Here is a 23245-nt window from a genome sequence, read left to right as displayed (position 1 = left end):
CACCTCTGGGATCGCGGCATTCCGAACAAAGCGGAGCACCACGGGGACGACCGTAAACGACCGGTGTCGCGCAAGAAAAAACCTGGATTGTGCTCAATGTGGTGGCGATTGCCTCACCTTTCAAGGCAAACGTCCTACATCCGGTAAAGACTCTGACACGCGCAGTCGACTAACGGTCAAGAAATAATCGGAAAAACTTGCCTGAAAAGCCGAATCGCCTGTCGCCATTGTTCCGTAATGGCCTCTATACTAGCTCCCCGTTTGTGCACCGCTCTAGTGCATCCGGCTGGAGCGCGACACGTCCCTCCATTCTCCATTCAGAGCCGCCGCAATAATGAGCCTGTTCTCCGCTGTCGAAATGGCACCCCGCGATCCAATCCTGGGCCTCAACGAAGCATTCAACGCCGATACCCGGACCACCAAGGTCAACCTGGGCGTGGGTGTTTACTGCAACGAAGAGGGGCGAATTCCACTTCTGCGCGCCGTGATCGAAGCCGAGACGATTCGCGTCGCTCAACACGCTTCGCGCGGTTACCTGCCGATCGATGGCATCGCTGCCTACGACCAGGCCGTGCAAAAGCTGCTGTTCGGCAACGACTCGCCGCTGATCAGCGCCGGTCGCGTCATCACCACTCAGGCCGTCGGCGGGACCGGCGCACTGAAAATCGGTGCCGACTTCCTCAAGCAACTGCTGCCGAACGCTGTCGTGGCGATCAGCGACCCGAGCTGGGAAAACCACCGCGCCCTGTTCGAAACCGCCGGTTTCCCGGTGCAGAACTACCGTTACTACGACGCCGCCACCCACGACGTAAACCGTACCGGCATGCTCGAAGACCTCAACGCCCTGCCGAACGGCTCGATCGTTATCCTCCACGCTTGCTGCCACAACCCGACCGGCGTCGACCTGACCCCGGCGGACTGGAACAACGTGCTGGACGTGGTTAAAGCCAAAGGTCACGTACCGTTCCTCGACATGGCCTACCAGGGCTTTGGCGACGGTATCGACGAAGACGCCGCTGCCGTGCGCCTGTTCGCTGAATCCGGCCTGACCTTCTTCGTTTCGAGCTCGTTCTCCAAGTCGTTCTCGCTGTACGGCGAGCGCGTTGGCGCCCTGTCGATCATCAGCGAATCGAAAGAAGAAAGCGCGCGCGTGCTGTCGCAAGTCAAACGCGTGATCCGCACCAACTACTCCAACCCGCCAACCCACGGCGCAAGCATCGTAGCGGCCGTGCTGAACAGCCCGGAACTGCGCGCACAGTGGGAAGCCGAGCTGGCTGAAATGCGTCTGCGCATTCGTGGCATGCGCGAGCAGATGGTTGCCCTGCTGGCCGAGAAAGCGCCGGGCCGCGACTTCAGCTTCGTCGGTCGTCAGCGCGGCATGTTCTCCTACTCCGGCCTGACCACTGAGCAAGTGCATCGCCTGCGCAACGAGTTCGGCATCTACGCCCTGGATACCGGTCGTATCTGTGTGGCAGCGCTGAACCAGAGCAACATCAAGGCAGTAACGGATGCGATTGTTCAGGTCATCTGATTTCGCTGCGTGATGAAAAACGGGAAGCCTTGGGGCTTCCCGTTTTTTTATTGCCACGAAACAATCCCCATACCCTCTAAACTGCACACAAATCCCATTGTAGGAGTGAGCCTGCTCGCGATAGCGTTTTTTCAGCCGAAGCATCACTGTCTGACACACCGCTATCGCGAGCAGGCTCACTCCTACAGGGTTTTGTGTTTATCCGAGTATTTTGTGAGAAGCCAAATGAAAAACGACAACCTGCGCGCCGACCGTGACGATCTGGATGACTTCATCCCCCGCGCCTCAGCCAAACGCGAAAAAAGCCTGGTGCTGCAAGTAGCGGCCGGGGTGTTTCTCGGTGGTCTGGCGCTGTGGCTGGTGCAACTGGCGGCCACCGCGGCTTACGCCAAACTGATGATGGGCACCATCACCTTCGGCAGTTAAGCCAGTTCGCTCGCACGCTGACTCGCGGCATCGTCATAAACGACGTACAGCGATTCGGCGATCTGGCTTTTGATCGCCTTGGTGCTTTCAAGGCCCAGGACGAAGCCTTCGGCCTTGCCACCGGCGCGGTTCAATTCCTCAGCGGTGCTGGCCTGGGTGATTGCATCAAAGAGTTTTTCGGCGTGGGGACCGACGCCTTTGGGCAGGCTGATTTGCGCGATGCTCATGCGAACACCTCGCTGTTACAGGACAAACGGTTCATGACGCGGACCTTTTTCGGCAAATGGCCGGCAGCGCGTGTGACCACTTCCGGGCAGCCATGGTAGACCTCTGCTGCGGTTCTGGTAACCGCCAATCGCTGACAAGTCATCGTCCGTCCCGAGAATTCATTTAATTTTTCCGCCCATGCTTGACTTCTCTTTTTGAATCAGTAACATACGCACCAATTCCGCAATAGCTCAGTTGGTAGAGCAAATGACTGTTAATCATTGGGTCCCTGGTTCGAGTCCAGGTTGTGGAGCCAAATAGCAAAGCCCCTGAATCGAAAGATTCAGGGGCTTTTTTGTGGGCGCTCGAAAAGATCAGAAGATCGCAGCCTTCGGCAGCTCCTACAGATTCAGCGTTCATCCGCAGAATCGGCGGAGTATGAGATCTGTGTAGGAGCTGCCGAAGGCTGCGATCTTTTGATCTTGAAATGAAAAAGGGCCGATCTGCGGTTAACAGATCGACCCTTTTCTATTCAGCTACAGCGGTCAGACATGCTCGCTGCTTTTCACCTGCACCTTCGGCGCACCGTGCCCATGATCGTGGTCATCTGGCTCGATCACCGGCACTTCCTTGCCATCGCAGTCATGCAGCTTACCGTCGCTGAAGTAATCGCCTTCACGCAGCGCCGCCAGATCGCGATAGCGCAGGGTCCGCTCTTCCGCCGCCGCAAACACCGACTGCTGATCCGAGTTACCGGCAGTGAAGTGGTTGAACGCCAGGTTGAGCAGGATCGCCATGATCGCCGACGAACTGATGCCCGAGTGGAAAATGGTCGCGAACCAGCTTGGGAAGTGATCGTAGAAGTTCGGCGCAGCAATCGGGATCATGCCGAAACCGATCGAGGTGGCGACGATGATCAGGTTGACGTTGTTGCGGTAATCCACCTTGGACAGCGTGCGGATACCGCTCGCCGCCACCGTACCGAACAGCACGATACCGGCGCCGCCGAGTACCGACGTCGGCACTGCTGCGATAACCCGGCCCATGAACGGCAGCAGACCAAGGATCACCAAGAAGATACCGCCAGTCGCCACTACATAGCGGCTCTTGATTCCGGTCACCGCCACCAGCCCGACGTTCTGGGCGAAGGCGCTCTGGGTGAACGAACCGAAAATCGGCGCAAACATACTCGACAGCATGTCCGCCCGCAGGCCATTGCCCAGACGTTTGGAATCGACTTTGGTGCCGATGATCTCACCGACCGCCAGAATGTCTGCCGACGTTTCCACCAGGGTCACCATGACCACGATGCACATCGACAGGATCGCGGCGAAGTGGAAGGTCGGCATGCCGAAGTGGAACGGCGTCGGGAAGCCGAACATCGGCCCGGTGGTGACGCTGGAGAAATCCGCCATGCCGAGGAACACCGCCAGCACCGTGCCGATCACCATGGCCAACAGGATCGACAGACGCGAGATGGTCGAGCTGCCGACCTTGCTCAGCAACAGCACCAATACCAGCGTCACCGCCGCCAGACCGATGTTCTGCATGCTGCCGAAATCCGGCGCGTGACTGTTGCCGCCCATCGCCCAGCGTGCGGCCACCGGCATCAGCGTCAGGCCGATGGTGGTGATCACGATACCGGTGACCAAGGGCGGAAAGAACTTGGTGATTCGCGAGAACACCGGCGTGATCAGTAACCCGATCAAGGACGCCGCTATCACCGCGCCGAGCACCGACTGGAAGCCGCCCTCCCCGCCACTGCTGACGATTGCGACCATGGTCGCCACGCCGGAGAACGACACACCCTGCACCAGCGGCAACTGACAGCCAAAAAACGGCAGACCCAGGGTTTGCAGCAGCGTCGCCAGCCCCCCCGCAAACAATGAAGCAGCAATCAGCAAACCGATGTCCGCCGGCGACAGGCCGGCCGCCTGGCCGATGATCAGTGGCACCGCAACGATACCGCCGTACATGGTCAGAACATGTTGCAGGCCGTAAGCCATATTCGCGCCGACCCCGAGATTTTCGTCCTCGGGCCGTTGGTGTGAAACATGGGGCGTTTTCATGGTGGGGGGTTCCCTGGTTTTTGTTATGCGCACACTGTATTCAAAACTCGCGACAAGTGTCCATGGTTTTGTATACAAAATATCCGGAGCGGGTTACTCGTCACTCAAACGGCCTGATGACTTGAGGACCCCCTCATCACGTGGCACGATCAAAAGCCATGCCGTACGGATCAACGGATGCCCCCCGCCGGGCAAGAAAAGGAAGTCACCATGAGTGGAAAACCCGCTGCACGCGCCACAGACGCCACAACCTGCCCTGCCCTGCCCATGCGGCGCAGAAAATAGTTGCCGGCTCTCCCGACGTATTCTTCGATGGTTTGCCAGCCGCGCGCCTCGGCGACACAGCCTCTTGCGGCAGTTCCATCAGCGGCAACATTTCCGCAACCGTCTTCATCAACGGTAAAAACGCCGCCACCCAAGGCAGTCTTGGTAGCCATGGCGACGTTATCGTCGGCGGTTCCGGCACCGTCATCATTGGCCAGAGCGGCGGTGGCGCTGCGATCAGCCCCGTTCCGCCGATCAACCTCGGTTTCGACGAACAGTTCACGTTGCTGGACGCCGACGGCGAGCCTGTCCCGGACTTCGCTTACAAAATCACCACCGCGTCCGGCAAGGTAATCCGCGGCATCACCAATGAGCGCGGACTGACCCAGAGAGTCTCGACCCGAGCGAGCGAACTGCTGCATCTGGAGCCTGACGACCTGGCCTGAGCAGGAAAAACCAGTGGCTGAATTCACCTGAAGGGAGTTGTAACCAGCATGGCGCAGGCAATCCTCAACAATAACCGGGCTCCCTCGAACCGGCAGAGTGGCAGTACGCATCCCGCAGTCGTTGTCACCAAATACACCAAACGGGCTGACGAAAACGGCTGGCTGAGTGTAAAACTCGAACCTAAAGGCACGCTCGTCGCCCTCTGCGAATAAACCAAAGTGACCTTCACCAAGGAGTCCGGTGGTCGAACCTACTTCCGGATCGCCGACGGCAATTCGGAGTTCGTCGGGCAGACGGCCAGCCTGAAAACCGAAAATGCCTTGAAGTACCTGATGGACACCCCGCCAACGGCGCCTGCCACCGTCAAGGTCAAGTACACCGGTGCACCGGTGCACCGGCCCATGCGGTCTCGGAGTTCAAAGGCAAACTGCTGCAGCAATGGGCACAGGTCAGCTTCAATGGCAAAACGGCGAAGGTGACGCTGAACAGCCAGTGGGGCGGCGAATTTACCCCGATCCCACCCGGACGCCATCGGATCATGGCGCCTGACCGCTCCCACGGAAATATCTCCACGGATGGCTACAAGGTACAAGGTAATCTGCATTGCACCGACGTCTGGTTTCCAATCGAACTGCAAGGTACAAAAGGCAACAGCAGCCGTTACATCCATGTCGGTCATTTGTCCGACGGCTGTGTCACCTTTTATGAGTTGATAAAATGGAACGACATCTACGACTACCTGATCTGCCAGCGAGTCAAAGGTGAAGGCGGGAAATATGTCGGTGAATTGCTGGTGGAGAAATAATTGAAACGGTTGCTACTTATCCGATGGATACCCGCGCTGCTGCTGGTCATTGCCAGCAGTGCCAGTGCCAGTGCCGACTTTGGCTGTGATGACTTTCTTTCGAAGCTCGCAGACAAGCCATCGTTTGTTGAATTCAAAGGCTGCAAACAGGCGCTTGACCGCATGGGCCAGCCATTTTCAGCCAGCTATGAAGTATCCGGGGCCAATGCTTCGAAAGCCGAACAGTACCTTGAACAGCACTTCGGGATTTTGCCGATCACGCGCGCCTGTTGTGTCTGGGACTCGACCCAAAATGGTTTCAGAGATCCAGCAACAGGCATCAACTACCTCATCAGCATTGGCTCAGAGGAAACAGAGGTCAGGCAACGGGAATTGTGGGCCAAGATCAATCGCTTCACGATCCAGGTCGATGCTTACGCTGAGGATCCCTGACCAGGCTGGATAAGGCGTCCGAGCACCGGCCTCAACAACTGTGGACTCGCGACCCGTATCCCGAACTCAACCTCAATCAGATCGAGTAGATCCTCGACGTCCGCGACCTCACGCCGCTCGCTCTCGGCGCCCATGCGATGAATGGCGAAACTGCCGTTGTTCAGCGTCTTGCGCCAGCCATCGCCGGTACGCGCGACCATCAGACGTTGGGTAAACGGTGACTCGGGGTGTGTCGAGACGTACCAGTTGCCGATGGTGTAATCGATGTCTTCCTGGCGTTGCAGATCGAACAGGTACATCGATCGCCACTCACCCGCCACCTTGGCACGCAGCATGTAGCCGTCGGCCTGTTTTTCAATGCGATAAGGTTCGTGAGGGGTCGCTTGCTCAGTCTCGGTATCGAGAAGCAGCGGCGCGGTCGGCACCATGCCACCGAAACCGACATCGGTGATGTAGCGCACATCGTCGATGGTCACCAGACTCAAACGGTGTGTACGCGCTGTCCAACTGCCTTCGGGCTGATTCATTACCACGCGCCCGCTGATGGCCCGAGCTTCGAACCCCAGTTCCAGCAACAGGGCAAAGAACAGGTTATTCAGTTCATAGCAGTAACCACCGCGCCCACCGAGCAAGACTTTTTCTTCAATGGACGGCAGGTCGATCAACACCGGCGCCCCGCTGATCGTCGCCAGGTTCTCGAACGGAAACACGCCGGTATGACGCAATTGCAGCAGACGCAGGGTCGCAAGTGTGGGTTCCGGTGGCTTTTCAAAACCCAGACGTTGCAGGTACAGCTTCCGATTCGTCAGGCGTGGCTCACTCATTGCTCGATCCTTATGCATGGGGCCGCAGGTCACTGCGTTGATGGTCGCCATGTATACGGGATCCGGCACTGTTTTCGACAATTGATTTCGCCAATCGCCTGCTAGCGTTTCTTGCGTGAACCGATACGGATCCACGTCGGCGCATGGTCACTGGCGTGCGGTTCGTTGCGCACCCATGCGTCTACGCCGGCTTCATGCAGATAAGGACTCAGCGCCGGGTTGAGCAGCAGATGATCGATGCGCAGACCGGAGTTGGTTTGCCAGTGTTGGCGGAAGTAGTCCCAGAAGGTGTAGAGCCGATCCTCGGGATACAGATGCCGCAGCGAATCGGTCCAGCCCTGATCGAGCAAGCGCTGATAACACTCGCGACTCTCAGGTTGCAGCAGCGCATCCTTGAGCCAGGAACGGGTGTTGTAGATGTCCATGTCGGTGGGCACGACGTTGTAGTCACCGGCCAGCACCACCGGGTGATCGCTGCTTTGCAAATCCTTCGCATACGCGATGAGCCGTTCGAACCAGGCCAGTTTGTAATCGAATTTCGGTCCCGGTTGCGGGTTGCCATTGGGCAGGTACAGGCAGCCGACCAGCACGCCGTGCACCGCCGCTTCCAGATAACGGCTGTGCTTGTCATCCGGATCGCCGGGCAAACCGCGACGACTTTCCAGCGGTTGCGCGTCGCGGGCGAGAATCGCCACGCCGTTCCACGAAGCCTGGCCCTGCCATATCGCGCCGTAGCCGGCGGCCTCCAGCTCTGCGGCGGGGAATGCCGTGTCGACAGACTTGAGTTCTTGCAGGCAGGCGATGTCCGGTTGCTCGCGCTTGAGCCAATCCAGCAGATTCGGCAAACGTGCGCGCAGGCCGTTGACGTTGTAGGTGGCGATCCGCAGGTTTTTCATCGGCTGAGGCTCCTGCCCATGGGCTGTGAAAATTCTGACCTCGTGAACATCGCGCCGGTTGCATCGGATCCACCCGCTGCGGCGTAATAGGCGCTCGCCATTCGCCCGCTCCGCCGAGACCTGAACCCCATGCAAACCACGCTGCAAGGTCAGCGCATCCTTTTGCGCCCGCTCCAGTATTCAGATGCCGCTGCCCTGCTCCACGCTGCCGCTGACGGCGAATTGTGGAACCTCACCGTCACGGTCGTGCCGTCGGCGAGCACCGTCGACAGCTACCTGAAAAAAGCCCTCGATGGCCGTGACGCCGGCTCGGTGCTGCCGTTTGTCATTGTGCTCAAAGAGAGCGGCGAAGTGATCGGCTCTACACGTTTCTGGAAGATCGACCCGCTCAATCGCAAGCTGGAAATCGGTAGCAGCTGGATTTCCGCGAGCTGGCAAAAATCCTTCGTCAACACCGAAGCCAAATACCTGATGCTGTGTCACGCCTTCGACGTGCTCGATTCCGTGCGGGTGCAGTTCACCACCGACGAGAATAACCAGAAGTCACGCAATGCGATTCTGCGCCTTGGCGCACAGCAGGAAGGCATCGTCCGTCATGAGCGGATCATGCCGGACGGGCGCAAGCGCAATTCGGTACGGTTCAGCATCATCGACGACGAGTGGCCGCAGGTGCGTCTGCACCTGGAACGGAAACTCGCTGCCCACGCATAACCATCAGGCGCGGCTGCGCAGCCATTGCAGGAAGCCTTTCTTCGGCGCCACCACCGGCGCTTCCTCGGTCAGCGATTGCGCCTTGTGCAGGCGATAATCGAGCAAGGCTTGCATCGCGTCGTTGATGTCGTGACGGGCGTCGAGGCACGGCTTCAGGTAGGACTTTTCAATGCGGTACAGCACGCAAAAGGTTTTCGCCGAAAAGTCCGCCGGCAGCGAGGAATCGGACAGAATCCCCGCCTCGCCGATGACCTCGCCCGGCCCCATGCGCCCGGATTCGAACGGCGTGCCGTGACGCTTCAAAGTCACCGACACCACACCGGACTCAATAATGAACAGATGATCGCTGACCTCGCCGCCCGCGAGAATGACTTCGCCGGCACGGAAGGTTTGCAGGCTCATGTTCTGACTGAAGGTGTCTTTTTCTTCCTGGCGCAGGGTCGAGAAGATCGGCGAACTGTCGAGCAGCGCCCGTGGTCGCGACAAATTGGTCGGCGCAGTGCTTTCATCACTCGACAGCAGGTTGACCCCGGACGCCTGCAAGTGCCGATACGCCAGGTCAAACAGTTGATTGCGCACCACCCGCTTCTCACCCATCGAAGCGACGAAACCGCTGATCTCGTATTCCGCGCCACTGCTGCCGGAGCTTTTCAGGGCGACGCTCGGTGCAGGCGTGTCGAGCAATTGCCGGCAACCCTGCATGGCCCGCTCCAGCGCATCGATCACCGAACTGGGCCGCGCATGCGGGCTGACCTGCACACTGACTGCGACGCCAAACATATTGCTCGGCCGACTGAAGTTGATGATCTTGGCCTTGGCCGCCAGCGAGTTGGGAATCACCGCCATGCTGCCCTGACTGGTTTGCAGGCGCGTGGCGCGCCAGTCGATGTCGGTGACCCGTCCTTCGGTGCCGTCGATCGAGATCCAGTCATCCAGTTGATAAGGCTTGGTGGTGTTGAGGACGATCCCGGAAAACACATCGCTGAGCGTGCTCTGCAAGGCCAGACCGACGATGATCGCCAACGCTCCGGAGGTGGCCAGCACGCCTTTGACCGGCAGATCCAGCACGTACGCCAGCGCGGCAATGATCGCGATGAGGAAAATCACCGCGCCGAGCAAATCCTGCAACAGCCGCCCGGTGTGCCCGACCCGTTGCATCATCACCGCGCCGATCAACACCGTCAGGGTGCGCGCACCGAACAGCCACCAGCCAATCTGCAACCCGGTCGCTGCCAGGTGCAGCGGCACGTTGTCGGCCCACGGTGCGGGCTCCATCGGGTTGAGGCCTTCGTTGAACAGCAGCACGCTGAACAGCGTGAAAATCAGCACCCGCACCAGCAGTTTCCACTCGCTGCCATGGGAACTGATCAGACGCCACAGGCCCAGATCGAGGAGGATCAGGATCAACGCGCAGAACAACGGGTGTTCGGTGAGCAGAGACAGCATCAAACAACTCCGACGGGGGCCAATCGCGAGAAGATCGCACAGATTGAGCAAGTGTAGGAGCAATTGATTTCAGAGCATGAATGCCCGCGCAAAAACACCGCAAAACCCATGTAGGAGCGGCCGCAGGCTGCGATCTTTTGATCTTGAAAAAACAACATCAAAAGATCGCAGCCTGCGGCAGCTCCTACACAGGTTTACGGGGTGGCGGGTTATTTATCGTTGCTCAGGCTGTTGTAGCTGGTGAACAGGTTGCGGTAGTCCGGGATGTGGTTGGAGAACAGCGTGCCCAGCCCTTCAATATCGTTGCGCCAGTCGCGGTGCAGTTCGCAGGCCAGCCCGAACCAGGTCATCAATTGCGCGCCAGCGCTGGACATACGATTCCATGCCGAATCGCGGGTCAGTTCGTTGAACGTACCCGAAGCATCGGTGACCACGAACACATCAAAGCCTTCTTCCAGTGCCGACAGCGCCGGAAACGCCACGCAGACTTCGGTGACCACGCCAGCAATGATCAACTGCTTCTTGCCGGTCGCCTTGATCGCCTTGACGAAATCCTCGTTGTCCCAGGCGTTGATCTGGCCTGGACGGGCGATGTACGGCGCGTCCGGGAACAGCGCTTTCAGCTCCGGCACCAGCGGGCCGTTGGGGCCGGTTTCAAAACTGGTGGTGAGGATCGTCGGCAGCTTGAAGTACTTGGCCAGATCGGCCAGTGCCAGCACGTTGTTCTTGAACTTGTCCGGATCAATATCGCGTACCAGCGACAGCAGCCCGGCCTGGTGGTCGACCAGCAGCACTGCGGCGTTGTTCTTGTCCAGACGTTTGTATTGAGTGGTCATAGCAGTAATCCTCGCGGGTGGTAGAGGCCGACGGGGGGCGGCCTCAGGGGACTCGATCAGCGCTGGGAATCCAGCACTTCGTGTTCGTTCGCGACTTGCTGAGCCTTGAGGTAGCTCTCGATCAGCAATTGATAATGCGGCATGGCCTGGGCGTAGACCGCCGCCCACTGTTCGGCATCGGGACGGTTCCACGAGCCTTGCAGCTCGGAAAGCGTAGCCATGATGTCGATCGGCACCACCCCGGCCTGGGCCAAACGGGCAACGGTCAGATCAGTGGCGAGTTTTGAGTGATTGCCGGACGCGTCGACCACGGCAAACACCCTGTAGCCTTCGTGCACGGCGGCGATGGACGGGAACGCCAGGCACACGCTGGTCAGGGTTCCGGCGATCACCAACGTCTTCTTGCCGGTGGCTTTGACCGCTGCGTGAAATTCCGGATTGTCCCAGGCATTGATTTCGCCTTTGCGCGCCACGTATTGCGCATGCGGCGCCGCTTCGTGAATCTCCGGGATCAACGGCCCGTTCGGCCCTTGCGGCACGGAGGCGGTGGTGATTACCGGCATCTTCAACAGGGTCGCGGCTTTGGCCAGCGCAACGGCATTGGCGCGCAATTGCGGCACGTCGATGTCCTTGACGATCTGGAACAGACCGCTCTGGTGGTCGATCAGCAACATCGCTGCGTCGCTGGCATCGATGGTCGGTTTCTGGCCGTCGAAGTTCGCTGCATTGACAGTGTTCATGTGCGTGTCCTCTTTTCTATAGGCGACAGCCATCCCTGGCCTGCGAACCGGCCTACGCATCCTGTGTAGAGCGGAGTGGTGGTGCGTTAAGCGTGCATCTGGCCGAAGCGGCCGGACTGGAAGTCGGCGAACGCCTGATGGATTTCCTGCTCGGTGTTCATCACGAACGGGCCGTGGCCGACGATCGGTTCGTCGATCGGCTCACCGCTGAGCAGCAACACCACCGCGTCCTGGCTGGCTTCGAGCGTCATCTGATGGCCGTCACGCTCGAACAGCGCCAACTGCCCTTCGCGCACCGATTCCACACCGTTGACCTGCACCGAGCCTTTGAGCACCACCAGCGCGGTGTTGCGGCCTTCGTGCAGATCCAGCGTCAGCAACTTGCCGGCGTTGAGGCGCAAGTCCCACACGTCGATCGGTGTGAAGGTGCGCGACGGGCCTTTGTGGCCCTCGAACTCACCGGCGATCAGTCGCAGGCGGCCGGCATTGTCCTTGAGCGCGATGCTCGGAATGTCGCTGTCGAGAATGGTCTGGTAGCCCGGCGCGGCCATTTTGTCCTTGGCCGGCAGGTTGACCCACAACTGGACCATTTCCAGTTTGCCGCCGGTTTTGGCGAAGTTTTCCGAGTGAAACTCCTCGTGGAGGATCCCGGAAGCGGCGGTCATCCATTGCACATCGCCCGGGCCGATCACACCGCCGCTGCCGGTCGAGTCGCGGTGCTGCACTTCGCCTTCATAAACGATAGTCACGGTTTCGAAACCACGGTGCGGATGCTGACCAACGCCACGCCGTTCGGAGGTCGGGGTGAAATCGGCAGGGCCAGCGTGATCGAGCAGCAGGAACGGGCTGATGTGTTTGCCCAGGTTGTCGTAGGAAAACAGCGTGCGAACCGGGAAACCATCGCCGACCCAATGGCCGCGCGGGCTGGTGTAGATACCGATGATGTTTTTCATGGTTGTCTCCAATGGGGTGAGTGATGCGATGGATTAAGCTTAAATCCATGACCATTAATGCACTAGACTGCAAAAATCAGCCTTAGCGTTCTATCTGGAGAACGATGGTGGAAGACCTCAATACCCTCTACTACTTCACCCAAGTGGTCGAACACCACGGTTTCGCCGCTGCCGGGCGCGCACTGGACATGCCCAAATCAAAACTCAGCCGGCGTATTTCCGAACTGGAAGAGCGCCTCGGCGTACGCCTGCTGCACCGCACCAGCCGCCATTGCTCGCTGACCGAAATCGGCCAGGCGTATTACCAGCGCTGCCTGGCCATGCGCGTCGAAGCCGAAAGCGCCGCCGAGCTGATCGAGCGCAATCGCTCCGAACCGCAGGGCCTGGTGCGCCTGAGTTGCCCGACGGCGCTGCTCAACTCGTGGGTCGGGCCGATGCTCACGCGCTACATGCTCAAATACCCGCTGGTGGAATTGTTTATCGAGAGCACCAACCGCCGCGTCGATCTGCTGCACGAAGGCTTCGACATTGCCTTGCGCGTGCGCTTTCCGCCGCTGGAGAACACCGACATGGTCATGAAGGTGCTGGGCAACAGCACGCAATCGGTGGTCGGTAGCCCACAGTTTGTCGAACGCCTGTCGTCACCGCCCTCGCCCGCTGACCTCAATGGTTTGCCGAGCCTGCATTGGGGCGCGGCGCAGCGTGAATATCAATGGGAGTTGCTGGGGCCGAATGACCACACGGCGCTGATCCGCCACACGCCGCGGATGGTCACCGATGATTTGATCGCGTTGCGTCAGGCGGTGATTGCCGGGGTTGGCGTGGCGCACTTGCCGAGTGTGGTGGTGCGTGAGGATATTGCCGCCGGACGCGTCGTCGAGCTGATTCCGGGTTGGGCGCCGAAGTGCGGGGTGGTGCATGCGATCTTTCCGTCGCGGCGCGGGTTGTTACCGTCGGTGCGCACGTTGATTGATTTTCTCGGCGAGGAGTTTGCCCACAGTGACATTGCCTGAATCGGTGGTGCGCCCGCTCGCGAAGAGGCCAGTCCGGACAACACAAATCCTGGAAAAGATTCATGACTTCTGATCAACAGTGCTTTGCCCCACCAGCGGTTTTTCTCAACGATTCAGACACGGATACTCCTGCCCATTCCCACTGCAACCCTGGAGTCTTTCATGTCTGTACCCGCTTTCGGTCTTGGTACGTTTCGTCTGCAAGGCCAAGTGGTCATCGATTCGGTGAGCACCGCCCTTGAACTCGGCTACCGGGTCATCGACACCGCGCAAATCTACGAAAACGAAGCCGATGTCGGCGCGGCCATTGCGGCCAGCGGCATCCCACGCGACGAGCTGTTCCTCACCAGCAAGATCTGGGTCGCCAACTTCGCCAAGGATCGGTTGATCGACAGCCTCAAGGAGAGCCTGCAGAAATTGCAGACCGACTACCTCGACCTGACGTTGATTCACTGGCCATCGCCGGAAAACCAGGTACCGGTCGAAGAATTCATGGGCGCGCTGCTGGAGGCCAAGCGCCTGGGCCTGACCCGGCAGATCGGCGTGTCCAACTTCACCATCGATTTGATGCAGCAGGCTATTGCTGCGGTCGGTGCAGAAAACATCGCAACCAACCAGATCGAACTGCACCCGTACCTGCAAAACCGCAAAGTAGTCGAGTTTGCCCGCAGCCAAGGCATCCACATCACCTCGTACATGACCCTCGCCTACGGTGAAGTGTTGAAAGATCCGTTGCTCCAGCAGATCGCCGAACGTCTGCAGGCGACGCCGGCACAAGTCACCCTGGCCTGGGCGATGCAGTCGGGCTACGCGGTGATCCCGTCGTCGACCAAACGTGACAACCTGCAAAGCAATCTTGCTGCCACCGCGCTGACGCTAAGCGACGCCGATATGGCGCTGATTGCCACACTCGATCGCGGCCATCGCCTGACCAGCCCGAAAGGCATCGCGCCTGATTGGGACTGACCCGACACCCGTCAGCTTTGCAGACGTTGCGCGAGGCCGGCCATGGCCTCACGCAACGTCTCGACCGCGATGCCCAGCGTTGCCGCTTGCGCCTGTTGACTCGCCAGCTCCAGATCAACACACGCCGCCACTACCCGCGCTGCGCCCACCATCTGCGCCCCGCCCTTGATGTGATGAGTGAGCTCACGCAGCCCTGCGCGATCCTGCTCAGGCTGCAAATCATCAAGGCGTTGCAGATCGAGCTGCAAACTGTTCAACACTTCCTTGCGCAACTGTTCGATCAGGGCATGATCATCCCCGGCCATTTGCTCCAGGGTGCTCAGGTCGATTTCCGCCAACACCGGCGTTTCGCCGGGGGCAGCCGCGATGTCGCAATGACTGGCCGCCGTCAATGCCTGCGCCAGGTCGTGCAAGCGGATCGGCTTGAACAGACAGTCGTCCATGCCGGCATTCAGGCAGCGCGTGCGCTCCTCAACCTGAGCGTTGGCGGTAAAGCCGAGGATCAGACAGGGTTCGCGACCAGCCGTTGCTTCTTCATCACGAATGGCCTGCGCCAGTTGATAACCGTTGCGCCGCGGCATGTTGCAATCGGTGATCACCACATCGAACGCCTGTGCACGCCAGCGCTCCAGCCCTTCATCGCCGTTCACGGTGTCGACCGTGCGATGGCCGAGTTCACTCAACTGCCAGCACAACAGCAAACGGTTCACCGGGTGATCATCCACCACCAGAACACTCAGTGAACACGTAGCGGCGATCAGTGTGTAGGACGGCGCCGGGGCCTGAGCGAGGGCTTCCAACAGCGGCAGCTCGAGGCTGACTTCGACCTGCGTTCCTTCACCCTGTGCACTGTCGAGTCGCAGCGTGCCGCCCATCATTTCGCAGAGGCTGCGACTGATCACCAGACCCAGTCCGGAGCCGCTGCGGGCCGCTTGCGAATCAGCGCCCGCCTGCACGAACGGGCTGAACAGCCGTCGCCGGTCATCGTCGCTGATCCCCACCCCACTGTCTTCAATCAGTACCTTCACCGCCAGGTGTTCAGCGACCATTGCGGTCACCACCAGCCGCAGACTGACCTCGCCCTCCTCGGTGAACTTGATCGCGTTGCTCAACAGATTCGACAGCACCTGTTTGAAGCGCGTCGGATCGATCAGCACGTCAACATCGCTGCGAGCATCAAGTTCGATGTGCCACAACAAACGCTTCTGGCGCGCCAGCCCTTCAAACACCCGACACACCGACACCACCAGTTCGCGCAGGTTGGCGCGTTCCGGCGCGAGGGACAAATGCCCGGTCTCGATCCGCGCGATGTCGAGAATGTCGCCGATCAGCGCCAGCAATTGTTGCCCGGCATTGGAGGCCACCTGAATGGCCAAACGATCGGTCTGGCCTTCCTCGGCGCGCTTCAAGGCCAGTTCAAGCATGCCGATCAAGGCGTTCATCGGTGTACGGATTTCATGGCTCATGGTCGCCAGAAACGTGGTTTTCGCCCGATTGGCGTCGTCCGCCGCCTCCTTGGCTTCCTGCAATTGCTGCAACCATTGCTGGCGCCGACGAATCTGCTGGCGCTGAAAAACGATCCAGGCCAGCGCCAGCGTCAGCAAAACCGCGGCACCAGCAAAGCCCAGCAGAATTTCGCGACGATGCCGTAACCAGTAACTGTCATCCACAACCACATCGTGGCTCCAGCGCTCAACCAATTCGTCCATCTGTTGCGGGGCGATGCTCAGTAAAGCCTTGTTCAGGATCGAATGCAGTGCCGGCATGTGCGGCGCCGTCGCCAGCGCAATGCGCGCCGGTTGATCACCGACCGTGCCGCTGATGCGCAGACGCTCGCGGTAGTGACGGGCGATCAGAAAGCGCGCTACCAGCAACGAGCTGACCGTGGCGTCGACCTGGCCTTTGGCGATCAACGCCATGCCTTCGGCGGGGCTTTTGACTTCGATCAGACGGATGCGCGGCACCCGTTCCAATAAATATCCGCGTAACGGATGGCCGCGATAAATCGCCAGCCGTTTATCGTTCAGATCATCAAGGTTGAGCGGCCCCTGCACGGTGATTGCACTGACCAGCACAAACGGATTGTTCAGATAGGCGCGGGTAAATTGCAGTTCGGTTTCGCGCTCGCTGCTCGGTGTCACCACCGGCAATACATCGAGTTCACCGGCCTTGAGCTGTTCGATCTGGCGATCCAGCGACGTTCCGCGCACAACTTCGAAGTTCAGCCCGCTACGCTGGCTGATCAAGCTCAGCAGTTGCGCCGACAGCCCGCTGAAACGGCCATCGGCATCAAAAAAAGTCAGCGGTGCGAAATCTTCGATGGCACCGACGCGCACCACCGGATGCTGGTCCAGCCACTCCTGCTCGCTGGCACTGAGTTGCACCCGCGACTGTTCAGCCATTTCGGCAAGGCCTGCGCTCCAGCGTTGCTCGATACGTTGCCGGCGCTCCATGGGGATGGCGGTCAACGCTTTATCGACGATGCGTTTGAGGCGCGCGTCGCTGCGCAACAGGGCAAAGCCGAACGAATTGGCGTCCAGTCCCGCCGGGCCGGCCAACTGAAGGTCGTTACGATAATTGGTGTTGATCAGGTAGTTGGCACTGATGAAGTCGCCCAGATACACGTCATCCGCGCCGAACGCCACCGCCCCGAGCGCATCCATCGCCGAAGGGTAGCGCTGCACGCTGGCCTGGGGATAGAACGCTTGTACGCTGACCAGTGGCAGATAGTCCTCGACCATGGCCAGACGCTTGCCGGCCAGATCGCTCGGCAACCGCTCTTCGAGCCGAGTCACCAGCATCGGCTGATCTTCGGCGTAAGCACGGGACAGAACGAAGTCCGGGTCGGCGGCTTCAAAACTGTTGGAAGTCCCCAGCAGATCAAGATCACCGCGTTTGAGTGCCGCCATCACGGCATCGCGGTTGGCAAAACGCTGCACTTCGATGCGCACACCGAGCAACTGCGCCAGCAGATCAGCGTAATCGGCCGTCAACCCTTCGAGTTCATGCTGATTGCGGGTGATCTCGAACGGTGGGTAATCCGGACCAGAAACGCCCATGCGCAGTACCGGGTGCTGACGCAGCCATTGCCGGTCCTGTTCGTCCAGGCGCAACTGGTTGTTTTCCGGCCCGCTGCGGGTCAGCACTTGCAGCACTTGTGGCGTGTCACTCGCCCAGCAGGTGGCTATCAGACTCAGCCACAGCCAGAAAATCTGCCATCCCTGCTTCATGTCCGCTCGCTCAGATCACATGATTGCGCTTGGCGAAATCGCGCAAGTGCACCGCTGAGCGGACCCCGAGCTTTTTCATCAGACGGGTTTTATAGGTGCTGACGGTTTTGTGGCTCAGGTGCATGTCCTCAGCAATCGCCTTGTTGGACTTGCCCTGCCCCAGTTGCTGGAAAATGCTCAACTCACGATCGGAGAGCTGATCGATCATCTGTTTCTCCGTGGTTTGCACGGCATTCAGCGTGCTGAAAATGTCCGGGAGCGTAGAAAAATAGGTATGCCCCGACATCACCGCCCGAATGGCGTTGCGCAATTGCTCCAGTTGATTGGTTTTGGTCACGTAGGCCATGGCCCCGGCACGCACGCAGCGATCCTGATAGAACATGGGTTCGTGTGTGCTGAACACCAGCACGCGGCAAGCAAAATCATTGGCCTTGATCCGGGCAAGAACCTCCAGCCCACCGAGTACCGGCAAGTTCAGATCGAGTATCACCAATCGAGGCTGGTGTTCCCGAATCAGCGACACCACCTCGTTGCCTTGGGACGCCTCGTAGATCTCTTTGAATCCTGCAGCTTGCAACACGATCCGGATGGCGGCGCGCACCACTGGATGATCGTCGACGATCAGCGCTGACTTCATGGCCACTCCCGGTGCAGAGTCTGACGAACAGGCCACCGATGGGGGCTGATCCAGACTCAGTGGCTGCGCCGGGACTGTTACATGGAACGGCGAGCAAATCACCTGTCAGACCTGACAGTTGCGGCCAGTGTTTTTTTATGCATGAGCAGCGAATTTTAGCGGTGAATATGGCTGGCTGGCTGACAAAAGATGCCGCCTCGCAGGTGTATCGACCAGCGCCATCAACTGACTGATCGACTGTTTTGAGGGCAGTGCCAAATGGCTGATTTGCACATTTTCCTGGGCGAAACCCGAAGCCTGTTGTAATGGCGCGGTGGATTCGTTGTAGATCAGCGCCTGACAAACTTGCGGGTTATCCAGGAAAAACCCCAGCAGATCCAGCGAACCTGCGGCCAGCTCCGCATTGATGACCACCACATCGAACGGCTCGCAACCGTAGTCCACCAGCGTCAGCAGTTCGGTGAGGCTCTGTGCCGGAGCCACGCGGTAGTAATCGAGGCTGTTGAACAGACGTTCGATTTTCATCCGGTGGAAATGCTGCGTGTCGGCGATCAGGATGCGCAGGGTTTTCGTGATCATGGTCAATCTCCCGGGATTTGCGTTTTCTGGGTGTGGCAAGACTACGCAAGCCCTACGGCGGGTTCTGTAGGAATATTCCGAAAAATACGGCTATTCATCGCAGGCTCAACGAGCCAGCCCCCTCACTCGACGTTTTAGTGACCGACTGAAACCCCTTGAAGATGAAGAGCGCTTTATTCGGTGGTACTCGGACTCCAGAACGCCTGCACCACCAATGCCGACGTCGAGATTCTTGCGACCAGCGCATCCAGTTCATCACCATCGACCGACGTCGTCGCCAGCGTCGCTTCGATTTCGATTTCATCGGCGCCGAAGGCGTGCACATCGACATCGCTGGCCGGGTAGTTGCTGCGTTCAAGCTCGGCTTCGAGCAACGCGAACACGGCGGTTTGCTGGGAGCGCCGGGCGATGACGTAGACGATGTTGGTGACTTCAGCCGAAACCACGTCCAAGGGCTGGCGGTTGATGTTGTTGACGATTGGCCGCAGCAAGGTGTTGGCGGCCAGAATGAACAGCGTGCCGAGCACCGCTTCGGCAAGCAGGTCGGCACCGGCACAGGCGCCGACCGCCGCTGAAGTCCACAGCGTCGCGGCGGTGTTGAGGCCGCGCACATTGCCCTCTTCGCGCATGATCACCCCAGCGCCGAGGAAACCGATGCCGGAGACCACGTAGGCGACCACGCGCACCGCACCTTCAGCACCGGCGAGCCGGTTGGCCATGTCGACGAAAATCGCCGCGCCGACCGCGACCAGCACGTTGGTGCGCAGGCCGGCCGTGCGTTGCCGGTACTGGCGCTCGAAGCCGATCAGACCACCGAGAATGAACGCAGCGCTGAGGCTGACCAGGGTGTCGAGCAGCGAATCGAGGTTGAGGTTGTTGATGGCTTGCATAGTAATTTCCCTGAATACACACAAATCCCCCTGTAGGAGCTGCCGCAGGCTGCGATCTTTTGATCTTGTCTTTTAAAAACAAAATCAAAAGATCGCAGCCTGCGGCAGCTCCTACAGGGGAGAGCAATCCTGCTGTTATTGCCAGCCGAACCGGCGGATGTAGAAGCCTTTCACCGCCTGGGTCAGCGCCATGTACGCCAACAGAATCACCGGCAGGAACACGAAGTACAGCGATGGCAGCGCCTGCAATTTGAAGTAGTGCGCCAGCGGCCCCATCGGCAGAAAGATGCCGACCGCCATGATGATCCCGGTCATCACCAGCAGCGGCATGGCGGCGCGGCTTTGCAGGAACGGAATCTTCGGCGTGCGGATCATGTGTACGATCAGCGTCTGGGTCAGCAACCCGACCACGAACCAGCCGGACTGGAACAGGGTCTGGTGATCCGGGGTGTTGGCATCGAATACGTACCACATCAAAGCGAATGTGGTGATGTCAAAGATCGAACTGATCGGGCCGAAGAACAGCATGAAGCGCCCGACGTCGCCCGGCTGCCAGCGTTGTGGTTTCTTCAGCATTTCCTCATCGACGTTATCGAATGGAATCGCAATCTGCGAAATGTCGTAGAGCAGGTTTTGCACCAGCAGGTGCATCGGCAGCATTGGCAGGAATGGAATGAACGCACTGGCGACCAGCACCGAGAACACGTTGCCGAAGTTGGAGCTGGCGGTCATCTTGATGTACTTGAGCATGTTGGCGAAGGTGCGCCGTCCTTCGAGCACGCCCTCCTCCAGCACCATCAGGCTCTTTTCCAGGAGGATGATGTCAGCCGCTTCCTTGGCGATGTCCACCGCACTGTCCACGGAAATGCCGATGTCGGCGGTACGCAGCGCGGGCGCGTCGTTGATGCCGTCGCCCATGAAGCCGACCACATGGCCATTGCCTTTGAGGATGCGCACGATGCGCTCCTTGTGCGACGGCGTCAGTTTAGCGAAGACGTTGGTCTTCTCTACAGCCACCGCCAGTTCGGCGTCACTCATGCGCTCGACGTCATTGCCCAGCAACAGACCTTGTTGCGCAAGCCCTACTTCGCGGCAGATTTTCGCCGTCACCAGCTCGTTGTCGCCGGTCAGCACCTTCACGGCCACACCGTGTTCAGCCAAAGCCTTGAGCGCTGGCGCGGTGCTTTCCTTCGGCGGATCGAGGAACGCCACATAGCCGATCAGCGTCAGTTCATTTTCATCAGCCAGACTGTAAGTGTCGCGACCTTCCGGCATCGAGCGTGCGGCCACGGCCACCACGCGCAAGCCTTCAGCGTTGAATGCTGCGGTGACCTGACGAATCCGGGTCAGCAATTCATCGCTCAAGGCTTCATCGACCTCGCCATGACGCACGCGGCTGCACACCGCCAGCACTTCTTCCACCGCGCCTTTGCAGATCAGCTGATGCGGCTGGCCGCGCCCTTCGACCACCACCGACATGCGTCGGCGATTGAAGTCGAACGGGATCTCATCGACCTTGCGAAACGCCGTGCCGACTTTCAGTTCACGGTGGACTTCCACGTGTTCCAGCACCGCGACGTCGAGCAGGTTTTTCAGACCGGTCTGGTAGTAGCTGTTGAGGTAAGCCATTTCCAGCACGTCATCGGAATCTGCGCCCCAGACATCGACATTGCGCGCGAGGAAGATCTTGTCCTGGGTCAGGGTGCCGGTCTTGTCGGTGCACAGCACGTCCATGGCGCCGAAGTTTTGAATCGCATCAAGACGTTTGACGATGACTTTTTTACGCGACAGAAACACCGCGCCTTTGGCCAGCGTCGAGGTGACGATCATCGGCAGCATTTCCGGGGTCAGGCCAACGGCAATCGACAGCGCGAACAGCAGCGCTTCAGTCCAGTCGCCCTTGGTGAAACCGTTGATGAACAGCACCAGCGGCGCCATGACGAACATGAAACGGATCAACAGCCAGCTGACTTTGTTGACGCCTTGCTGGAACGAAGTGACCGCGCGATCAGTGGCGCCGACACGCTGGGCCAAAGCACCGAAATAGGTGCTGTTGCCGGTGGTCAGAATGACCGCCACAGCGGTGCCGGACACTACGTTGGTGCCCATGAACAGGATGTTGTCCAGCTCCAGCGGATTGCGCGTGTCGCGATCAGCCTGACGCGGAAATTTTTCCACCGGCATCGATTCACCGGTCATCGCCGCTTGGCTGACGAACAGATCCTTGGCGCTGAGCACGCGGCAATCGGCGGGAATCATGTCACCGGCCGAGAGCACGATCAGATCGCCCGGCACCAGTTGCTTGATCGGCAATTCGCTGCGCGGCGCATCACGGCGCATCACCGTGGCGGTGTTGCTGACCATGGCTTTCAGCGCGTCGGCGGCCTGGTTGGATTTGCTTTCCTGCCAGAAGCGCAGCAGCGTCGACAGCACCACCATGGAAAAAATCACCACGGCGGCTTTGAGGTCTTCGGTCAGCCACGAGATCACCGCCAACAACGTCAGCAGCAGGTTGAACGGGTTTTTGTAGCAGTGCCACAGGTGCGTCCACCACGGTAGAGGCTGCTCATGTTCGACTTCGTTGAGACCGTATTGCGCACGCAGCGCATCGACTTCGAAATCAGTGAGGCCATCGGAGTGCGTGCCCAGTGAAGACAGCAACACACCGCTGTCGCACTGCGCGGCATCGACCAGGGTGTTGGCCAAAGTCGGCGGGACTTCACGGCTGACCGTGGTGTCGTTGATCGATTCCAGCAGCGCCAGGCGACGGAAGTGCCGGGCGATGTGGCGGGTCCGCAGAAAACCTGCGAAGAATTCCTTGAGCGTAAGTTTCATGGCTGTTGCCCCTATGGTCAGCCGGGAAACCGTCAAGCAGGTACGGCCGCGCCTCGTGCGCCGGAAAAACCGGCACGGCAAGGCCTGGCGCGCCGGTCAGAAAAGACAGGCGTGTCGATAGGGCTGCGATCACAACAATAAAGTCGCAATCACGCTCTGTTCAGCGTCGATGAGAAGGAACGTCCAGACATGGCCCAGGACGGGTCATGCACGGGGTGCCGCTGCTCGCTGTTACGGCGAGACAACGGCAGAGAAAGGCTGCGCGTTATCTTGCCGAGAATCTGCCGGTTACCGAGACCGGCCGACAACTGTCACTCGAACAAGTACCCACTGTGGGTCTCCGCTATTGATGAAAACGCGCGAAGCTTACGCCCCGATGATGTGAGAGTAAACCGGCAAAAGGAGGTGTGTCGGGGAATGTGGGGGATGTTCAGGAAGGGTTCAGGATGATCGTTCCCACGCTCTGCGTGGGAATGCAGCCCGGGACGCTCCGCGTCCCTATCGAAGG

At 59.4% G+C, this 23245-nt stretch carries 21 protein-coding genes, 1 tRNA gene and 1 pseudogene; 10 read left to right on the top strand and 13 right to left on the bottom strand.

Features of this window, described 5'->3' with window-relative positions:
• Nucleotides 1–334 precede the first annotated feature (334 nt).
• Both ACZZ0A_RS06345 and ACZZ0A_RS06340 read left to right on the top strand, forming a co-directional pair.
• The gene (locus tag ACZZ0A_RS06345; protein WP_463542668.1) at nucleotides 335–1531 is read left to right on the top strand and encodes an amino acid aminotransferase; all 1197 of its coding nucleotides are present in this window, start codon (nucleotides 335–337) and stop codon (nucleotides 1529–1531) included.
• Between the two features lie 225 nt (nucleotides 1532–1756).
• Nucleotides 1757–1957 (top strand): hypothetical protein, encoded by a 201-nt coding sequence (locus ACZZ0A_RS06340; RefSeq protein WP_038363595.1) that lies wholly within the window; start codon nucleotides 1757–1759, stop codon nucleotides 1955–1957.
• Here the strand turns inward: ACZZ0A_RS06340 and ACZZ0A_RS06335 are convergent.
• On the bottom strand, nucleotides 1954–2184 hold the full coding sequence (locus ACZZ0A_RS06335; protein WP_007913405.1) for a hypothetical protein: 231 nt from the start codon (nucleotides 2182–2184) through the stop codon (nucleotides 1954–1956). The genes ACZZ0A_RS06340 and ACZZ0A_RS06335 overlap by 4 nt on opposite strands.
• 220 nt (nucleotides 2185–2404) lie before the next feature.
• On the opposite strand from ACZZ0A_RS06335, the gene ACZZ0A_RS06330 reads away from it, so the two are divergent.
• Nucleotides 2405–2480, top strand: a tRNA-Asn gene (locus ACZZ0A_RS06330).
• Nucleotides 2481–2709: 229 nt separating this feature from the next.
• Here ACZZ0A_RS06330 and ACZZ0A_RS06325 read toward each other — a convergent pair.
• Entirely contained in the window at nucleotides 2710–4233 is a 1524-nt protein-coding gene (locus tag ACZZ0A_RS06325) for a nucleobase:cation symporter-2 family protein (RefSeq protein ID WP_007913403.1), read from the bottom strand.
• 210 nt (nucleotides 4234–4443) lie between these two features.
• On the opposite strand from ACZZ0A_RS06325, the pseudogene ACZZ0A_RS06320 reads away from it, so the two are divergent.
• The 4 genes and pseudogenes from ACZZ0A_RS06320 (at nucleotide 4444) to ACZZ0A_RS06305 (ending at nucleotide 6181) form a co-directional block, all read left to right on the top strand.
• A pseudogene (locus tag ACZZ0A_RS06320) lies at nucleotides 4444–4943 on the top strand (PAAR domain-containing protein).
• Between the two features lie 48 nt (nucleotides 4944–4991).
• Nucleotides 4992–5156: a hypothetical protein gene (locus ACZZ0A_RS06315; protein WP_463542667.1), complete on the top strand. Its 165-nt coding sequence runs from the start codon at nucleotides 4992–4994 to the stop codon at nucleotides 5154–5156.
• Nucleotides 5157–5419: 263 nt separating this feature from the next.
• Nucleotides 5420–5749, top strand: a complete 330-nt coding sequence (locus tag ACZZ0A_RS06310; protein ID WP_463542666.1) for a hypothetical protein — start codon at nucleotides 5420–5422, stop codon at nucleotides 5747–5749.
• Nucleotides 5750–6181 (top strand): DUF4952 domain-containing protein, encoded by a 432-nt coding sequence (locus tag ACZZ0A_RS06305; RefSeq protein WP_463542665.1) that lies wholly within the window; start codon nucleotides 5750–5752, stop codon nucleotides 6179–6181.
• Here ACZZ0A_RS06305 and ACZZ0A_RS06300 read toward each other — a convergent pair.
• Nucleotides 6163–7005 (bottom strand): arylamine N-acetyltransferase family protein, encoded by an 843-nt coding sequence (locus ACZZ0A_RS06300; RefSeq protein ID WP_463542664.1) that lies wholly within the window; start codon nucleotides 7003–7005, stop codon nucleotides 6163–6165. The two genes, ACZZ0A_RS06305 and ACZZ0A_RS06300, sit on opposite strands and share 19 nt — an antisense overlap.
• 101 nt (nucleotides 7006–7106) lie before the next feature.
• On the bottom strand, nucleotides 7107–7901 hold the full coding sequence (xth, locus tag ACZZ0A_RS06295; RefSeq protein WP_007913395.1) for an exodeoxyribonuclease III: 795 nt from the start codon (nucleotides 7899–7901) through the stop codon (nucleotides 7107–7109).
• A 129-nt stretch (nucleotides 7902–8030) separates the two neighbouring features.
• Here xth and ACZZ0A_RS06290 point away from each other — a divergent pair, with 129 nt between their 5' ends.
• The gene (locus ACZZ0A_RS06290) at nucleotides 8031–8612 is read left to right on the top strand and encodes a GNAT family N-acetyltransferase (RefSeq protein WP_463542663.1); all 582 of its coding nucleotides are present in this window, start codon (nucleotides 8031–8033) and stop codon (nucleotides 8610–8612) included.
• A 3-nt stretch (nucleotides 8613–8615) separates the two neighbouring features.
• Here the strand turns inward: ACZZ0A_RS06290 and ACZZ0A_RS06285 are convergent, their stop codons facing one another.
• The 4 genes from ACZZ0A_RS06285 to ACZZ0A_RS06270 form a co-directional block, all read right to left on the bottom strand.
• Nucleotides 8616–10058 (bottom strand): mechanosensitive ion channel family protein, encoded by a 1443-nt coding sequence (locus ACZZ0A_RS06285; RefSeq protein ID WP_127926561.1) that lies wholly within the window; start codon nucleotides 10056–10058, stop codon nucleotides 8616–8618.
• A gap of 209 nt (nucleotides 10059–10267) precedes the next feature.
• Nucleotides 10268–10894 carry an isochorismate family cysteine hydrolase YcaC gene (gene ycaC, locus ACZZ0A_RS06280; protein ID WP_007913392.1) on the bottom strand — a complete coding sequence of 209 codons (627 nt, stop codon included), beginning with the start codon at nucleotides 10892–10894 and terminating at the stop codon, nucleotides 10268–10270.
• Between the two features lie 56 nt (nucleotides 10895–10950).
• Nucleotides 10951–11634 carry an isochorismatase family protein gene (locus tag ACZZ0A_RS06275; protein WP_038363568.1) on the bottom strand — a complete coding sequence of 228 codons (684 nt, stop codon included), beginning with the start codon at nucleotides 11632–11634 and terminating at the stop codon, nucleotides 10951–10953.
• Nucleotides 11635–11720: 86 nt separating this feature from the next.
• Nucleotides 11721–12587, bottom strand: coding sequence for a pirin family protein (locus ACZZ0A_RS06270; protein ID WP_123374800.1), 867 nt, complete (start codon nucleotides 12585–12587; stop codon nucleotides 11721–11723).
• 104 nt (nucleotides 12588–12691) lie between these two features.
• Between ACZZ0A_RS06270 and ACZZ0A_RS06265 the strand changes: the two genes are divergently transcribed.
• Entirely contained in the window at nucleotides 12692–13600 is a 909-nt protein-coding gene (locus ACZZ0A_RS06265; protein WP_007913389.1) for a LysR substrate-binding domain-containing protein, read from the top strand.
• Between the two features lie 162 nt (nucleotides 13601–13762).
• Nucleotides 13763–14566, top strand: a complete 804-nt coding sequence (dkgB, locus tag ACZZ0A_RS06260; protein WP_463542662.1) for a 2,5-didehydrogluconate reductase DkgB — start codon at nucleotides 13763–13765, stop codon at nucleotides 14564–14566.
• Between the two features lie 11 nt (nucleotides 14567–14577).
• Here the strand turns inward: dkgB and ACZZ0A_RS06255 are convergent, their stop codons facing one another.
• The 5 genes from ACZZ0A_RS06255 to mgtA all read right to left on the bottom strand — a co-directional run bounded on the left by ACZZ0A_RS06255 (nucleotide 14578) and on the right by mgtA (nucleotide 22737).
• Entirely contained in the window at nucleotides 14578–17796 is a 3219-nt protein-coding gene (locus ACZZ0A_RS06255) for a transporter substrate-binding domain-containing protein (protein WP_463542661.1), read from the bottom strand.
• Between the two features lie 10 nt (nucleotides 17797–17806).
• The gene (locus ACZZ0A_RS06250) at nucleotides 17807–18433 is read right to left on the bottom strand and encodes a response regulator transcription factor (RefSeq protein ID WP_007913386.1); all 627 of its coding nucleotides are present in this window, start codon (nucleotides 18431–18433) and stop codon (nucleotides 17807–17809) included.
• A 135-nt stretch (nucleotides 18434–18568) separates the two neighbouring features.
• The gene (locus tag ACZZ0A_RS06245; protein ID WP_463542660.1) at nucleotides 18569–19012 is read right to left on the bottom strand and encodes a chemotaxis protein CheY; all 444 of its coding nucleotides are present in this window, start codon (nucleotides 19010–19012) and stop codon (nucleotides 18569–18571) included.
• Nucleotides 19013–19185: 173 nt separating this feature from the next.
• A complete protein-coding gene (locus ACZZ0A_RS06240) occupies nucleotides 19186–19902 on the bottom strand; it encodes an MgtC/SapB family protein (protein ID WP_007913384.1) in 717 nt (238 codons plus the stop codon).
• 135 nt (nucleotides 19903–20037) lie between these two features.
• Complete coding sequence (gene mgtA / locus ACZZ0A_RS06235) at nucleotides 20038–22737, bottom strand: magnesium-translocating P-type ATPase (protein ID WP_463542659.1); 2700 nt, start codon at nucleotides 22735–22737, stop codon at nucleotides 20038–20040.
• Nucleotides 22738–23245: the final 508 nt, after the last annotated feature.

This window comes from Pseudomonas sp. AC242, from assembly GCF_979258655.1.
The sequence above is the reverse complement of the archived record's forward strand: the minus strand, read 5'-3'. Positions and strand labels throughout refer to the sequence as shown.

What these genes read in the sequence shown, in the direction of transcription:
- ACZZ0A_RS06345 (WP_463542668.1), top strand. Translation starts at nt 335, where the DNA reads ATGAGCCTGTTCTCCGCTGTCGAAATGGCACCCCGCGATCCAATCCTG.
- ACZZ0A_RS06340 (WP_038363595.1), top strand. Translation starts at nt 1,757, where the DNA reads ATGAAAAACGACAACCTGCGCGCCGACCGTGACGATCTGGATGACTTC.
- ACZZ0A_RS06335 (WP_007913405.1), bottom strand. Translation starts at nt 2,184, where the DNA reads ATGAGCATCGCGCAAATCAGCCTGCCCAAAGGCGTCGGTCCCCACGCC.
- ACZZ0A_RS06325 (WP_007913403.1), bottom strand. Translation starts at nt 4,233, where the DNA reads ATGAAAACGCCCCATGTTTCACACCAACGGCCCGAGGACGAAAATCTC.
- ACZZ0A_RS06315 (WP_463542667.1), top strand. Translation starts at nt 4,992, where the DNA reads ATGGCGCAGGCAATCCTCAACAATAACCGGGCTCCCTCGAACCGGCAG.
- ACZZ0A_RS06300 (WP_463542664.1), bottom strand. Translation starts at nt 7,005, where the DNA reads ATGAGTGAGCCACGCCTGACGAATCGGAAGCTGTACCTGCAACGTCTG.
- xth (WP_007913395.1), bottom strand. Translation starts at nt 7,901, where the DNA reads ATGAAAAACCTGCGGATCGCCACCTACAACGTCAACGGCCTGCGCGCA.
- ACZZ0A_RS06290 (WP_463542663.1), top strand. Translation starts at nt 8,031, where the DNA reads ATGCAAACCACGCTGCAAGGTCAGCGCATCCTTTTGCGCCCGCTCCAG.
- ACZZ0A_RS06285 (WP_127926561.1), bottom strand. Translation starts at nt 10,058, where the DNA reads ATGCTGTCTCTGCTCACCGAACACCCGTTGTTCTGCGCGTTGATCCTG.
- ycaC (WP_007913392.1), bottom strand. Translation starts at nt 10,894, where the DNA reads ATGACCACTCAATACAAACGTCTGGACAAGAACAACGCCGCAGTGCTG.
- ACZZ0A_RS06275 (WP_038363568.1), bottom strand. Translation starts at nt 11,634, where the DNA reads ATGAACACTGTCAATGCAGCGAACTTCGACGGCCAGAAACCGACCATC.
- ACZZ0A_RS06270 (WP_123374800.1), bottom strand. Translation starts at nt 12,587, where the DNA reads ATGAAAAACATCATCGGTATCTACACCAGCCCGCGCGGCCATTGGGTC.
- ACZZ0A_RS06265 (WP_007913389.1), top strand. Translation starts at nt 12,692, where the DNA reads ATGGTGGAAGACCTCAATACCCTCTACTACTTCACCCAAGTGGTCGAA.
- dkgB (WP_463542662.1), top strand. Translation starts at nt 13,763, where the DNA reads ATGTCTGTACCCGCTTTCGGTCTTGGTACGTTTCGTCTGCAAGGCCAA.
- ACZZ0A_RS06255 (WP_463542661.1), bottom strand. Translation starts at nt 17,796, where the DNA reads ATGAAGCAGGGATGGCAGATTTTCTGGCTGTGGCTGAGTCTGATAGCC.
- ACZZ0A_RS06250 (WP_007913386.1), bottom strand. Translation starts at nt 18,433, where the DNA reads ATGAAGTCAGCGCTGATCGTCGACGATCATCCAGTGGTGCGCGCCGCC.
- ACZZ0A_RS06245 (WP_463542660.1), bottom strand. Translation starts at nt 19,012, where the DNA reads ATGATCACGAAAACCCTGCGCATCCTGATCGCCGACACGCAGCATTTC.
- ACZZ0A_RS06240 (WP_007913384.1), bottom strand. Translation starts at nt 19,902, where the DNA reads ATGCAAGCCATCAACAACCTCAACCTCGATTCGCTGCTCGACACCCTG.
- mgtA (WP_463542659.1), bottom strand. Translation starts at nt 22,737, where the DNA reads ATGAAACTTACGCTCAAGGAATTCTTCGCAGGTTTTCTGCGGACCCGC.